The 14,524-nt window shown below is 54.0% G+C and carries 14 protein-coding genes; 4 read left to right on the top strand and 10 right to left on the bottom strand.

Annotated elements, in window-relative coordinates:
• Positions 1-51: 51 nt before the first annotated feature.
• Both radA and serB read right to left on the bottom strand, forming a co-directional pair.
• Positions 52-1,434 (bottom strand): DNA repair protein RadA, encoded by a 1,383-nt coding sequence (radA, locus tag OGX99_RS02950; RefSeq protein WP_001728171.1) that lies wholly within the window; start codon positions 1,432-1,434, stop codon positions 52-54.
• A gap of 11 nt (positions 1,435-1,445) precedes the next feature.
• The gene (gene serB / locus OGX99_RS02945) at positions 1,446-2,414 is read right to left on the bottom strand and encodes a phosphoserine phosphatase (RefSeq protein WP_003019027.1); all 969 of its coding nucleotides are present in this window, start codon (positions 2,412-2,414) and stop codon (positions 1,446-1,448) included.
• 115 nt (positions 2,415-2,529) lie between these two features.
• On the opposite strand from serB, the gene OGX99_RS02940 reads away from it, so the two are divergent.
• Both OGX99_RS02940 and lplA read left to right on the top strand, forming a co-directional pair.
• Entirely contained in the window at positions 2,530-3,162 is a 633-nt protein-coding gene (locus OGX99_RS02940; protein ID WP_151216676.1) for a YtjB family periplasmic protein, read from the top strand.
• Positions 3,163-3,180: 18 nt separating this feature from the next.
• Positions 3,181-4,197, top strand: coding sequence for a lipoate--protein ligase (lplA, locus tag OGX99_RS02935; protein ID WP_210904415.1), 1,017 nt, complete (start codon positions 3,181-3,183; stop codon positions 4,195-4,197).
• A 98-nt stretch (positions 4,198-4,295) separates the two neighbouring features.
• On the opposite strand, the gene deoD is transcribed toward lplA, so the two are convergent.
• The 4 genes from deoD to deoC all read right to left on the bottom strand — a co-directional run bounded on the left by deoD (position 4,296) and on the right by deoC (position 8,653).
• The gene (gene deoD / locus OGX99_RS02930) at positions 4,296-5,015 is read right to left on the bottom strand and encodes a purine-nucleoside phosphorylase (RefSeq protein ID WP_000224864.1); all 720 of its coding nucleotides are present in this window, start codon (positions 5,013-5,015) and stop codon (positions 4,296-4,298) included.
• Positions 5,016-5,168: 153 nt separating this feature from the next.
• Positions 5,169-6,392, bottom strand: a complete 1,224-nt coding sequence (gene deoB / locus OGX99_RS02925; RefSeq protein ID WP_003019037.1) for a phosphopentomutase — start codon at positions 6,390-6,392, stop codon at positions 5,169-5,171.
• A gap of 51 nt (positions 6,393-6,443) precedes the next feature.
• Positions 6,444-7,766 carry a thymidine phosphorylase gene (gene deoA, locus OGX99_RS02920; protein ID WP_187253697.1) on the bottom strand — a complete coding sequence of 441 codons (1,323 nt, stop codon included), beginning with the start codon at positions 7,764-7,766 and terminating at the stop codon, positions 6,444-6,446.
• 107 nt (positions 7,767-7,873) lie between these two features.
• Positions 7,874-8,653: a deoxyribose-phosphate aldolase gene (deoC, locus tag OGX99_RS02915; protein ID WP_137376109.1), complete on the bottom strand. Its 780-nt coding sequence runs from the start codon at positions 8,651-8,653 to the stop codon at positions 7,874-7,876.
• Between the two features lie 261 nt (positions 8,654-8,914).
• On the opposite strand from deoC, the gene OGX99_RS02910 reads away from it, so the two are divergent.
• Complete coding sequence (locus OGX99_RS02910) at positions 8,915-10,465, top strand: YjjI family glycine radical enzyme (protein WP_286542627.1); 1,551 nt, start codon at positions 8,915-8,917, stop codon at positions 10,463-10,465.
• On the top strand, positions 10,437-11,300 hold the full coding sequence (locus OGX99_RS02905; protein WP_151224524.1) for a YjjW family glycine radical enzyme activase: 864 nt from the start codon (positions 10,437-10,439) through the stop codon (positions 11,298-11,300). The genes OGX99_RS02910 and OGX99_RS02905 overlap by 29 nt, the downstream gene beginning before the upstream one ends.
• 37 nt (positions 11,301-11,337) lie before the next feature.
• On the opposite strand, the gene OGX99_RS02900 is transcribed toward OGX99_RS02905, so the two are convergent.
• From OGX99_RS02900 to osmY, 4 genes are all read right to left on the bottom strand, one after another.
• On the bottom strand, positions 11,338-12,114 hold the full coding sequence (locus OGX99_RS02900) for a metal-dependent hydrolase (RefSeq protein WP_151216673.1): 777 nt from the start codon (positions 12,112-12,114) through the stop codon (positions 11,338-11,340).
• Positions 12,111-13,184: a patatin-like phospholipase family protein gene (locus OGX99_RS02895; RefSeq protein ID WP_286542625.1), complete on the bottom strand. Its 1,074-nt coding sequence runs from the start codon at positions 13,182-13,184 to the stop codon at positions 12,111-12,113. Before OGX99_RS02895 ends, OGX99_RS02900 begins: the two co-directional genes overlap by 4 nt.
• A gap of 133 nt (positions 13,185-13,317) precedes the next feature.
• Positions 13,318-13,479 (bottom strand): DUF1328 domain-containing protein, encoded by a 162-nt coding sequence (locus tag OGX99_RS02890; RefSeq protein ID WP_003019081.1) that lies wholly within the window; start codon positions 13,477-13,479, stop codon positions 13,318-13,320.
• 127 nt (positions 13,480-13,606) lie between these two features.
• Complete coding sequence (gene osmY, locus OGX99_RS02885; protein WP_151216671.1) at positions 13,607-14,224, bottom strand: molecular chaperone OsmY; 618 nt, start codon at positions 14,222-14,224, stop codon at positions 13,607-13,609.
• Between the last annotated feature and the right edge of the window lie 300 nt (positions 14,225-14,524).

Here is a 14,524-nt window from a genome sequence, read left to right as displayed (position 1 = left end):
GAAAAAATAAACGTTATACCCAATGCCGCCGGAAAGACGGCGGGTATTTTATTATAGGTCGTCAAACACGCTTAACGCATCTGCAAGCTTCTTAACGCCAAAGACCTGCATCCCTTCCGGCACTTTTTTCGGTACGTTGGCGGCGGGAACAATCGCCCGACGAAAGCCGTGCTTCGCCGCTTCTGAAATACGCTCCTGACCGCTGGGCACAGGGCGGATTTCTCCCGCCAGACCCACTTCACCAAAGACCACCAGATCCTGCGGCAACGGCCTGTCGCGCAGGCTGGACACCATTGCCAACAGCAGTGCCAGGTCGGCGCTGGTTTCCGTAACCTTTACGCCGCCGACCACGTTGACAAACACGTCCTGATCCGCCATCTGCAAGCCGCCATGACGATGCAACACCGCCAGCAAAATCGCCAGACGGTTTTGTTCCAGACCAACCGCCACGCGGCGCGGGTTTGCCATCATTGAGTGATCGACCAGCGCCTGAATCTCTACCAGCAGCGGGCGCGTGCCTTCCCAGACCACCATCACCGAACTACCGGAAGTGACTTCATCGCCACGGCTTAAAAAGATTGCAGAGGGATTGCTAACTTCGCGCAGCCCCTGTTCGGTCATGGCAAAGACGCCCAGCTCATTCACCGCGCCAAAACGGTTTTTATGGCTACGCAGAGTGCGGAAACGCGAATCGGCGTCACCGTCGAGCAATACTGAGCAGTCAATACAGTGCTCCAGCACCTTCGGCCCGGCCAGAGAACCGTCTTTGGTGACGTGGCCGACCATCACAATCGCCACGCCGCGCGTTTTGGCGAAGCGCGTCAGGTAAGCTGCGGTTTCACGCACCTGCGCCACGCTGCCCGGCGAAGACTGAATGTCCGCCATATGCATCACCTGAATGGAGTCGATCACCATCAGCTTCGGCTGTTCTTCTTCAGCGATCAGGCAAATTTGTTCGATACTGGTTTCCGACAGCATGTTCAGGTTCGCTGTCGGCAGGCCAAGTCGATGCGCGCGCATCGCCACCTGTTGCAGCGACTCTTCGCCGGTGACGTACAGGGTTTTCATCTGCTCGGCAAGCCTGCACAGCGTTTGCAGCAGCAGCGTTGATTTGCCCGCGCCGGGGTTACCGCCAATCAGTATGGCGCTGCCGGGCACCACACCACCGCCGAGTACGCGGTCGAACTCTTTGAATCCGGTAGAAAAACGCGGCAGTTCCTCAAGGCTGATGTCAGAGAGCTTCTGCACTTTTGCGACGCCTGCATTTCCGGCATAGCCGCTGAGTCGCTCGTTGCGCGCCACCGTTGGCGACGCGGCAAGACGCACCTCGGTTATGGTGTTCCAGGCCTGACAGGCGCTGCATTGCCCCTGCCAACGCGGGTAATCGGCCCCGCATTCATTACAAACAAAGGCGCGTTTAGGAGCTTTTGCCACGTTTTACCTCATTATTTCTGATTCATGCTGCCAGAGAGAATGCAGAACACGCCCATCAGGTCAGCGTGACGGATAGTAATCTCCGTCTTTTCATTCACTTTGGGTTTCGCATGATACGCAATGCCCAGCCCGGCCGTTTTGATCATCGGCAGATCGTTGGCACCGTCGCCGATCGCCACCGTCTGCGCCATCGGGATCTCATATTCTTGCGCCAGGCGGGTCAGCGTACTGGCTTTATACTGCGCATCGACGATATCGCCGATCACGTTGCCAGTGAATTTACCGTCCATGATCTCCAGCTCATTCGCCACAGCTGCCGTCAGGCGCAGCTTGTTACGCAGATAATCGGCAAAGAAAGTAAACCCGCCGGAAGCAATAGCCACTTTCCAGCCAAGCGTTTCCAGTTTTAACACCAGCTGAGTCAGGCCAGGCATCAGCGGCAATGTTTCTCGCACCTGGTGCAAAATGTTGGCATCAGCCCCCTTCAGCGTCGCCACGCGGCTGCGCAGGCTGGCGGTGAAATCAAGCTCGCCGCGCATCGCGCGTTCGGTGACTTCGGCAACCATTTCACCGGTCCCGGCCAGTTTGGCAATTTCATCAATGCATTCGATCTGGATAGCCGTTGAATCCATGTCCATCACCAGCAAACCCGGCGTGCGCAAATGCGGAATTTTGCCCAGCGGGGCAACATCCAGTTTGGCATCATGCGCCAGTTTTGCCGCACGCGGCGTTAACGAGCCCGCCAGACGAATCACCTGATAATCCTCAACGCACCACGCCGCTACGATCACCATCGCCGCGCCCAGTTTGCTCTGGTATTGCGTTAAACGCTGTTTATCCAGCCCACGACCGTACAGCAGCCAGCCACTGCGGCCTGCGTGGTAATCCAGCGGCATGACTTCATCACCGCTTAAAGAGAGAGGCAGACCTGGCCACAGAGAGACATCTTCAGGTAGATCGCACCAGGTAATGTTAGGCATTAAAGCTCCTGTAAAATCGTTCGGGTCGGAATCATCAGGGGAAAATAACGCATGAGGCTACCCTGTAACCAGCGCTTCTGGCAACATTAAGTCTCAAATTTTCAGCAGGTGGAATATGGCTCGCACAAAACTGAAATTCCGACTTCATCGTGCAGTGATTGTATTGTCCTGCCTTGCGCTGCTCGTCGCGCTGATGCAAGGCGCATCCTGGTTCAGTCAAAGCCACCAGCAGCAGCGTAATCCGCAGCTTGAAGAGCTGGCCCGCACGCTGGCTCGCCAGGTCGCGTTAAACGTCGCCCCGCTGATGCGTACCGAAACGCCGGATGAAAAGCGCATTAAAACGGTGCTCACCCAGTTGACGGAGAGTAGCCGTATTCTGGATGCGGGCGTGTACGATGAGCAGGGAGACCTGATCACGCGCACCGGTGAGAGTGTCAACGTTCGTGACCGACTGGCGCTCGACGGTAAAAAAGCCGGGGGCTATTTTAACCAGCAAATTGTCGAACCCATTCAGGGAAAAAATGGACCACTGGGCTATCTGCGCCTGACGCTGGATACCCATACGCTTGCCACTGAAGCCAAGCAGGTAGATAACACCACCAACATCTTGCGCCTGATGCTGCTTCTGTCACTGGCAATTGGCGTGGTGCTCACCCGTACTTTATTGCAAGGCAAGCGTACTCGCTGGCAGCAATCCCCTTTCCTGCTGACCGCTAACAAACCGGTGCAGGACGAAGATAAAGATTAATCAGAAAAGGAAATCGCTATGTCCACACTACGCCTGCTTATCTCCGATTCTTACGATCCATGGTTTAACCTTGCGGTTGAAGAGTGCATTTTTCGCCAGATGCCCGCCACGCAGCGCGTCCTGTTCTTATGGCGGAACGCCGATACGGTGGTGATTGGCCGGGCGCAAAACCCGTGGAAAGAGTGCAACACCCGCCGGATGGAGGAAGATAACGTGCGACTCGCCCGTCGCAGCAGCGGCGGCGGCGCGGTGTTCCATGACTTAGGTAATACCTGCTTTACCTTTATGGCCGGGAAACCGGAATACGACAAAACTATCTCCACCGCGATAGTCCTCAATGCGCTGAATATGCTGGGCGTAGAAGCTGAAGCCTCCGGGCGTAACGATCTGGTGGTGAAAACGCCGGACGGCGATCGTAAAGTCTCTGGTTCTGCTTATCGTGAAACGAAAGACCGTGGATTCCACCACGGCACGCTATTGCTGAATGCCGATCTCAGTCGCCTGGCAAACTATCTCAATCCCGATAAAAAGAAACTTGCCGCCAAAGGCATCACTTCAGTTCGCTCGCGCGTGGCAAATTTGACCGAGCTATTACCGGGCATCACTCATCAACAGGTTTGTCAGGCCATCACGGAGGCCTTTTTCGCCCACTACGACAAACGCGTAGAAGCCGAGATTATCTCCCCGGACAAAGCGCCGGATCTGCCGAACTTTGCCGAAACCTTTGCCCGCCAGAGCAGTTGGGAGTGGAACTTTGGTCAGGCGCCAGCCTTCTCGCACCTGTTGGACGAGCGTTTCACCTGGGGCGGCGTTGAACTGCATTTCGACGTTGAAAAAGGGCATATCACGCGTACGCAGGTGTTTACCGACAGTCTCAATCCCGCGCCGTTAGAAGCGCTGGCGGGTCGTCTGCAAGGATGCTTGTACCGTGCGGATATGCTGCAACAGGAGTGCGAGGCGCTGCTGGTTGATTTCCCGGAGCAAGAAAAAGAGTTACGCGAGCTGTCGGCATGGATTGCCGGCGCGGTGCGTTAAGCGCAGGCCTGAAAATGCCGGATGGCGGCGACGCCTTATCCGGCCTGCGAGAACAATGTTAAGCCCGGTCAGCGCAGCGCCACCGGGCACAAACAACATTACTCTTTATCGCCCAGCAGAACGGATTCCAGCGCGATTTTGATCATGTCATTGAAGGTCGTCTGACGTTCAGCGGCAGTGGTCTGCTCGTGAGTACGGATATGGTCGGACACGGTGCAGATAGTCAGCGCTTTCGCACCAAATTCAGCCGCAACGCCATAAATGCCCGCCGCTTCCATTTCCACGCCCAGCACGCCGTATTTTTCCATGACGTCGAACATTTCGCCGTCCGGAGAGTAGAACAGGTCAGCGGAGAACAGGTTACCTACGCGCGCGTCTACGCCCAGCGCTTTTGCTGCATCAACAGCGTTACGCACCATGTCGAAGTCAGCGATAGCAGCGAAATCATGATCTTTAAAGCGGATACGGTTAACTTTGGAATCGGTGCAGGCACCCATACCGATAACCACGTCACGCAGTTTGACGTCCATACGCACGGCGCCACAGGAGCCTACGCGAATGATTTTCTTCACGCCGAAATCGGTGATCAGCTCTTTGGTGTAGATGGAGCAGGATGGGATACCCATACCGTGGCCCATTACGGAGATCTTACGGCCTTTGTAGGTACCGGTGAAACCTAACATGCCGCGAACGTTGTTCACTTCACGGACATCTTCGAGGAAAGTTTCAGCAATATGCTTCGCACGCAGCGGGTCGCCCGGCATCAATACGACGTCAGCGAAATCACCCATTTCTGCATTAATATGTGGAGTTGCCATCAATTTATCCTTATTAAAATTGAGAAGAATACCCAAAGGATTTCGCGTTGTAGGAAAGCGACGAATTCGTGAATCCCCGGAAGCATAGATTAACTATGTGACCGGGGTGAGCGAACAAAGTCAACGCATCTACAGCGCGAAAGACAACGGGTATCACAGCATGTTTTTACCGTAGTCCATCGGCGACGTACCAAAGTAGCTCGCCAGCGTCTGGCCGATATCCGCGAAGGTTTCACGGTGACCTAAAGAACCGGGTTTCACTTTCGGGCCGTAAACCAGTACCGGAATGTGTTCACGGGTGTGGTCTGTTCCGGTCCAGCTCGGGTCGCAGCCATGGTCAGCAGTCAGGATCAGAATGTCATCTTCACCCACCAGCTCCATCAGCTCAGGCAGACGGCGGTCGAACAGTTCCAGACCTGCGGCATAACCGGCGATATCGCGACGGTGGCCCCAGGAAGAATCGAAATCAACGAAGTTAGTAAAGACGATGGTCTTATCACCCGCTTCTTTCATCTCTTTGATGGTGGCGTCGAACAGCGCGTCCAGACCGGTAGCTTTCACTTTTTTGGTGATGCCGCAGTTCGCATAGATATCCGCGATTTTACCAACGGAAACCACGTGGCCGTCTTTCTCGTCGACCAGTTTCTGCAGCACGGTCGGTGCTGGCGGCTCAACGGCCAGGTCGTGACGGTTACCGGTACGCTGGAAATTACCGGCTTTATCACCAATAAACGGACGCGCAATAACACGACCGATGTTGTAACCACCTTCGGTCAGCTCTTCACGGGCGATTTCGCACAGTTCGTAGAGTTTATCCAGGCCAAAAGTCTCTTCGTGACAGGCAATCTGGAACACTGAGTCAGCGGAGGTATAGAAAATCGGCTTGCCGGTTTTCATATGCTCTTCACCCAGCTGATCCAGAATCACGGTACCGGAAGAGTGGCAGTTACCGAGGTAGCCCGGCAGGTTGGCACGTTTTACCAGCTTATCCAGCAGTTCCTGCGGGAAGCTGTTTTCATGATCGGAGAAGTAACCCCAGTCAAACAGAACCGGTACACCGGCGATTTCCCAGTGGCCGGACGGCGTGTCTTTTCCGGAAGAGAGTTCATGCGCCCAGGCGTAAGCACCAATCACTTCCGCATTACCGTCCATGCCGGCAGCAATTTTACCTGTAGAGCCTTCGTGAGCTTTCACCAGGCCCAGACGGGTCAGGTTAGGCAGATTCAGTGGACCTTTGCGACCATTGTCAGCTTCACCTTTCGCACAGGCTTCTGCAATGTGTCCCATAGTGTCTGAGCCTACGTCGCCAAAGCGATCCGCATCTTCAGTCGCACCAATACCAAAGGAGTCCAGCACCATAATAAATGCACGTTTCATCTTGTTCTCCATACATCTGCGCCGCAAAAAAGCGATCAGATCAGTATACAGTTATTCGGTAATACGACGATAGACTGTCGGCGTAATTTCTGGCGCTTTATCGTCAAGGCTAATTGCCGCTTTGACCGCTTTCGCCGCTTCCTGCCAGCTGGCTTCATCTTTGGCGTGGATCACCGCCAGCGGGCGCTGTCCGTCTACGCTGTCGCCCAGACGCGCCATGTCGCTGAAGCCAACGCTGTAATCAATGGTGTCCGAGGCCTGACGACGACCGCCGCCCATGGAAACGACCGCCATACCCAGCGCACGGGTATCCATCGCGCTGACAAAACCTTCGGTATCAGCATATACCGCTTTGCTGAGCATTGCCGTTGGCAGGTACTTCGAATAATTCTCGACGAAATCGGTCGGGCCTTTCTGCGCTGCAACCATGCGACCAAAAATCTCTGCCGCTTTACCGTTATCCAGCACCGCCTGTAATTTCGCGCGAGCTTCGGCATCGTCTTTCGCCAGCTTGCCGGAGATCAGCATTTCCACGCACAGCGCCATGGTGACGTCTAACAGACGTGGATTGCGGTATTCACCTGTCAGGAACTGCACCGCTTCGCGAACTTCTACCGCATTACCCGCGCTGGAAGCCAGCACCTGATTCATATCGGTTAACAGCGCGGTGGTACGTACACCCGCGCCATTCGCCACGCCGACAATCGCTTCGGCAAGGGCTTCAGAGAGCTCGTAGGTCGGCATAAAGGCGCCGCTGCCTACTTTCACATCCATCACCAGCGCATCCAGCCCTTCCGCCAGCTTTTTCGCCAGGATGGAGCCAGTAATCAGCGGGATGGAATCCACCGTCGCAGTAATATCGCGAGTAGCATAAAAACGTTTATCCGCCGGTGCGAGCGAGCTGGTTTGCCCAATAATCGCCACACCCACGTCTTTAATAATTTCACGGAAACGGGCGTCGTCCGGAAAAATGTCAAATCCTGGAATGGCTTCCAGTTTATCGAGCGTGCCACCGGTATGTCCCAGGCCACGCCCGGAGATCATCGGAATATAACCGCCGCATGCAGCGACCATTGGGCCTAACATCAGTGACGTTACGTCACCCACGCCGCCGGTAGAGTGTTTATCCACAATCGGGCCGTTCAGTTGCAGGCTTTTCCAGTCCAGCACGGTTCCTGAATCACGCATTGCCATAGTCAGCGAAACACGCTCAGGCATTGTCATATCGTGGAAGAAAATGGTCATCGCCAGGGCGGCGATTTGCCCCTCAGAGATGGTGTTGTCACGGATCCCATTGATAAAGAAACGAATCTCTTCATCGCTCAGCGCATGACCATCACGTTTTTTACGAATAATTTCTTGTGCGAGAAACACGGTAACCTCCCGATTATGGGCCGGGTAAGCAGTGCGCTCCCCGGCTAGTCGTATTGATGCCGGATGGCGGCTTACGCCTTATCCGGCCTACGATGGGCAATTCAAACTTAGTAGCTGCTTGCGCTCTTACCGTCGCCGTGACCCAGCGCTTTGAGCAGGCTCGCCAGCAGGCTGGATGCGCCAAAGCGGTAATGGCGGGAATCTGCCCAGTCAGCGCCAAACAGTTCGTCAGCAATCGCCAGGAACTGCTGTGCATCTTCTGCAGTACGCACGCCGCCAGCGGGTTTGAAACCAACGGTTTTAGAAACGCCCATATCACGGATCACTTCCATCATGATGCGTGCGCTTTCCGGCGTCGCATTGACCGGTACTTTACCGGTAGACGTTTTGATGAAATCAGCACCGGCTTTGATGGAAATTTCAGACGCTTTACGGATAAGGGCTTCTTCTTTCAGCTCACCGGTTTCGATGATCACTTTCAGCAGCACATTTGCCGCCGCACACGCGTCTTTACACGCTTTAACCAGATCGAAACCAACTTGCTCATTACCGGCGATCAGCGCACGGTACGGGAACACCACGTCAACTTCATCCGCGCCGTAGGCAATCGCCGCGCGGGTTTCAGCCAGCGCAATCTCGATGTCGTCGTTGCCGTGCGGGAAGTTGGTGACGGTGGCAATACGGATGTCCGGCGTACCCTGCTCTTTCAGAGTCTTACGCGCAATCGGGATGAAACGCGGATAGATGCAGATTGCGGCAGTGTTGCCAACCGGGGTCTTCGCCTGATGACACAGCGCAATCACTTTTTCATTGGTGTCGTCGTCATTCAGGGTGGTCAGGTCCATCAGTTTCAGTGCGCGCAGGCTGCTTGCTGTTAAATCGGTCATAACATTCTCCAACGGCGTCGCCGTATAAAATTTCACCTTGCGAGTTTGTTAGTATTCTAACATCCGCTCGCGATTACACTTCGATATACATCACAGTTAATGAAAACCACATACAGATTTGCATTACTCTAATGAGATCCACTTCAAATAAATCACCTTTCCAGAGGGAATGCGGTGGCATCAAGCGCATCCGGATCAAAGGTTGTAGCGACGTTGCTTTCTACAATGGCGTTACACCTTCGGGATAAAAAGGAATCAACGATGCCCACTTCAAGCGAACTCGCGCTGCAACAGCGTTGCCAACAAATCGTGACCAGTCCGGTGCTCAGCCCTGAGCAGAAACGCCACTTTCTGGCGCTGGAGGCTGAAAACGCACTGCCTTACCCGCAACTGCCTGCTGAAGCACGCCAGGCGCTGGATGACGGGGTGATCTGCGATATGTACGAAGGCCATGCCCCGTTCAAACCGCGTTATGTTTTACCCGACTACGCGCGTTTTCTGGCCAACGGTTCATCATGGCTGGAGCTGGAAGGAGCAAAGGATCTTGATGACGCGTTATCCTTACTCACCATCCTGTACCATCACGTTCCGTCAGTAACGTCGATGCCGGTCTATCTCGGTCAGCTCGATGCTCTACTGCAACCATATGTTAGAATTCTAACACAAGATGAGATCGATATTCGAATAAAACGTTTTTGGCGTTATCTCGACCGCACCCTTCCAGATGCTTTTATGCATGCCAACATTGGTCCAGCCGACACGCCGATTACACGCGCAATTTTACGCGCAGATGCAGAGTTAAAGCAGGTTTCACCTAATCTTACTTTTATTTATGATCCGCAAATCACCCCTGACGATCTGCTGCTTAACGTGGCGAAAAATATCTGTGAATGCAGTAAACCACACATTTCCAACGGCCCTGAAAATGATAAAATTTTCACAAAAGGCCACTACGGCGTCGTCAGTTGTTACAACTCACTGCCGCTGGCTGGCGGCGGAAGTACGCTGGTCAGGCTCAATCTGAAAGCCATCGCAGAGCGCAGCACCTCTGTCGATGACTTCTTTACGTGCACCCTACCGCACTACTGCCAGCAGCAAATCGCCATCATTGATGCACGATGTGAATTCCTCTATGAAAAATCACATTTCTTTGAGAATAGCTTCCTGGTGCAGGAAGGGTTGATTGATCCCAAACGTTTTGTGCCTATGTTCGGTATGTATGGCCTGGCGGAGGCGGTAAATCTGCTGTGTGAAAAAGCAGGGCAATGCGCGCGTTACGGGAAAGATGAGTTTGCCAATCAGCTTGGCTATCGCATTAGCGCCCAACTGGCGGAATTTGTAGAAAGCACGCCAGTGAAATATGGCTGGAATCAGCGCGCGATGCTGCATGCACAGTCGGGGATCAGTTCTGACATCGGTACCACGCCGGGCGCACGTCTGCCCTACGGCGATGAACCGGACCCGATCACTCACCTGCAGACCGTTGCGCCGCATCACGCGTATTATCACGCCGGTATCAGCGACATTCTCACGCTGGATGAAACCATCAAGCGTAATCCCCAGGCGTTAGTGCAATTATGCCTCGGCGCGTTTAAAGCCGGGATGCGTGAATTTACCGCTAACGTGAGCGGTAACGATCTGGTTCGCGTCACCGGTTATATGGTGCGCCTGTCGGATCTGGAAAAATATCGCGCCGCAGGTTCTCGCACCAACACAACCTGGCTGGGCGAAGAAGCCGCGCGCAATACGCGCATTCTGGAACGACAACCTCGCGTGATTAGCCATGAACAGCAGATGCGCTTCGGTAAGTAAGATTATCCCTTTCTCCTGCGTCGACGGGCCGGGCAGTCGCCTGGCTCTGTTTCTGCAGGGGTGCAATCTGCGCTGTAAAAATTGCCACAATCCGTGGACGATGGGACGCTGCAATGACTGCGGGGAGTGTGTCCTGCATTGCCCGCATGAGGCACTCAGCCTGAGTGCAGGAAAAGTGTGGTGGCAGTCCGACGTATGCCAGCAGTGTGACACCTGCCTGCACATGTGCCCACAGCAGGCTACGCCGATGGCGCAGACCATGAGCATTGATGAGGTGCTGCAGTCTATTCGCAAGGCAGCACTGTTTATTGAGGGAATTACGGTCAGCGGCGGCGAAGCGACGACCCAGCTACCGTTTATTGTGGCGCTGTTTAGCGCGATCAAAACCGATCCGCAGTTGCAACACCTGACCTGCATGGTAGACAGCAACGGCATGCTGAGCGAAACCGGCTGGCAAAGATTGCTGCCGGTGTGCGACGGCGTGATGCTCGATTTAAAAGCCTGGGATAGCGCATGTCATCGTCAGTTGACTGGTCGCGATAACACGCTGATTAAACAAAGCATTACCTTTCTATCCGGGCAAGGAAAACTTGCGGAACTGCGCCTGCTGATTATTCCTGGTCAGGTGGATTATCTCCAGCATATCGATGCGCTGGCGGCGTTTATCATACGTTCAGGTGACGTGCCGGTGCGACTGAATGCCTTTCATGCGCACGGAGTATACGGCGAAGCAAAAGACTGGCCGAGCGCCACGCCGGAGGATGTGGAGATCCTCGCGCAAAAATTGCGCGAGCGCGGGGTGGAAAATTTGATTTTCCCGGCTTTGTATCTGTGAAATGCCGGATGCGATGCAAAAGCGTCACATCCGGAAATCAAAAATCAAACAACGTCGTCGTATTGCGATACAGCGCGTCAGCAATCACGTCCGCAGGTTCCGGGCGCAGCTCGCATAAGACGTCAAACACTCTGACTACCTGCTCCGGGCGATTGGGCTGTCCCTGAAACCCGCTGAGCGGCATATCTGGCGCGTCGGTTTCCAGCAGCAGTGACTCCAGCGGCAATCGCGCCATTACCTCGCGGGTTTTGCTGGCGCGTGGATAGGTAATGGTGCCACCCACGCCAATTTTGTAGCCCAGTTGTACAAAGCGTTCAGCCTGCTGAAAACTCCCGGAAAATCCATGCACCACGCCGGTTCGCGGTAAAGCATGGTATTTCAGGTGCATCGCCAGCTTGTCATGCGTGCGTCGTGAATGCAGGATCACTGGCAGTTCGTAACGCTTCGCCAGCTTAAGCTGCGCCTCCAGAATCCACTCTTGCTTGTCAAATTGCGGATCGTCCCGATACAGATCCAATCCAATCTCACCTACTGCCACCAGCTTTTGCGGACGCTTATCCAGCGCCTGCTGCAGTTGGTCCAGGCAGTCGTCGCTGTGGTGTTCAATCACAATGGGATGCAGGCCCAGCGCGGCAAACAGCGGGGGGTGATTATCCGCCAACGCCAGCACGCGGGAAAAATTCGCCGCCTGGGTGGCCGGGACAATAATACTGTCCACACCGGCTTCACAGGCGCGCTGCAGGCTGGCGGACTCGTCGCCAGTAAACGGCGGAAAATCAAAGTGACAATGCGTATCGATAAAGCGAAAACTCACGCCAAATTCTCATTATCAAACGTGGTGTCATTAGCCTGAGGCACATTGGTCACCACGGGTGCGTGGGCGTCGTTGGCCACCGGCGCGGGAGGAACCACCACCGGTCCCGGCACCAAAATCTTCTGCGTCTGACGAGGCAAGGGGACGTTTTTCCCCAGCAGTTTGCCGACGGTAGCCAGGAAGTAACGACCGCACAGGCGTCCGGTTTTATAGTCTTCTCGCAGCGCCGAAATACGACTTCCCAGTGCCATACTATGGAGCGGTTTGGGCGGGTAGATCTCAAAGATACGCAGCTTGCCCGGCGGTTTCTCAATAAAGCTCTGAATCGCGTGATAGGTGGCTTCATGGTGCTGCACCAGATTCAACAGCGGTTGTAGGCTGCTTTCGCCCAGCCAACGTTCCATACGCTTGAACCACTGCGGGGTGTAGTACATTTGCGAAGGCACGGTACGAATAACCACCAGCGTTTTTGCCCCCTGCTTCGCCGCTTCCTGCACGGGAATGGCGTCGCTGACGCCCCCATCCAGGTAATTAACCCCATCCAGCGCAACCCCTGTGCGGTAGAACCCGGGAATCGCACTGGAGGCACGAATAAGATCGAGCCAGTTTTGCCGGTTCGGTGAAAAATAGCCCGGTGTGTAGTCATCACCCCGACAGGCGCACATATAAAACGATTTTCCTGCGGCAAACAGGCGCTCGGCGTTATCCATTGCCAGCGGCATTTGGGACGAGGTCGAATCTACCAGCCAGTCGAGGTCGATTAAGTTTCCCCCTCGCACAAAGCGTACCGGGTCAAAAAACTCACGTCGGGTGGTGTAACGCATGATGACTTTTCGCCCGTAACCAGGCTGGTTACAGAGATAGGCTGATAGGTTTTGCGCGCCCGCAGACGTTCCGTAGAAGAGATCAAAAGGATTAAACTGGGCGCGCATGAACTCATCCAGCACGCCAGCGGTGAAGATGCCTCTTTGTCCGCCGCCCTCACACACCAGCGCCATACTGCCTGGTTGAAACGGACGTAACGATAACGGCGCAATATTGCCGAGCGTGACGGGTATTCTCTGCCCCACCTCTGCCTTCCTGTTGTTTTTGTAATAGAACAACAAAGTAACGCAAATTGCCTGGCGCTAAAACCGTAAAAGCCAGTCCGGTGGACTGGCTGAGTAGCAAGTTATCTTTACGGTTTTTCTTTGCAGTTACATGCTAGGGTCGTTTACGACCGGTAAACAGGCTGACCAAAAACAGAATGATCCCCACTACAAATACAATTTTCGCTGCGCCTGCAGCGGTCCCCGCCAGTCCACCAAAACCCAGTGCAGCGGCAATTAACGCGATAACCAGAAATATGATGCCCCATCGAAACATATGCTTCTCCTTTACCATAGTTAATGTCACCGCTTGATATGAGCACTCAGGCTGCCCATCGGCGATATTTTCAGTGTGGTGCACAATACGCCTCCCGACAAACGCCAGGAGGACGAATTAAGTCTAATTAGTGAGTTTTGAGATCGTTTTTAACGCTTTTCACGCCATCAATCGCTTTGGCGATGCTCTCAGCGCGATCGCTTTGAGCCTGCGATTCAACGGTTCCTGAAAGCTGTACCACACCATCGGTGGTTTCAACTTTCACTTTGCGGGATGGGACAATATCATCGGCCAGCAGCTTGGCTTTTACCTCACTGGTGATTGCCGTATCGCCTGCATAGCCTTTTACGGAAGAGTCTTTGCTATCACGCACGTGCAGTTTGTCGCTAACGGAGGTCACACCCTCAACGCCTTTCGCCACTTTCACCGCCTCTTCGGCCTGTGCCTGGCTTTCAACAAACCCGCTTAACGTCACTACTTTTTGATCTGTTTTGACGGAAATATCGGTGCTCTTAATGCTATCGTGGTCCACCAGCGCGGCTTTCACTTTCGCGGTGATGGTGCTGTCATCCATGAAATTACCGACTTTGTTCATAGAGCTATCGACTTTCTGCCCCGCACTTTCGACGCCGGATTGCGCTTTATCCGTCGTGGCGTTTTCTGCATAAGCAGAACCCGTTGCAACAGCGGAGGTCAGCATCACGGCCAGCAGCGTTTTAGAAATCTTAAGTCCTGTCATTGTCATCGATGTATTCCTGTATGTTTTTCTTAAGCGATGCTCTGGCATTAAACGGCCTGAACCAGAGACAAATTTTGTAAGTGAGATGAATGTCAGTTATAGAGGCTGCAACAGGCAGCTTAAGAAGCATTAAAAACCGACATTCATGTCATCACATTGTTAAATATAGTTCACGATTTCGTGATCGCAGCCCGAATCGGCTAAAAAACAGACAAACAAAGAAAAAATGAGAGGATTTAAGAACATTCCGTAAGGGATTTAAAAGACAGGAAAAGTTGCCGGGCACGACGAATACCGTGCCCGGAA

Source organism: Citrobacter sp. Cu096, from assembly GCF_030332285.1.
In the GTDB taxonomy this organism is placed as follows: Bacteria; Pseudomonadota; Gammaproteobacteria; order Enterobacterales; family Enterobacteriaceae; genus Citrobacter; species Citrobacter meridianamericanus.
Note: the sequence above shows the minus strand (reverse complement) of the source record. Positions and strands in the feature narration are given on the sequence as shown.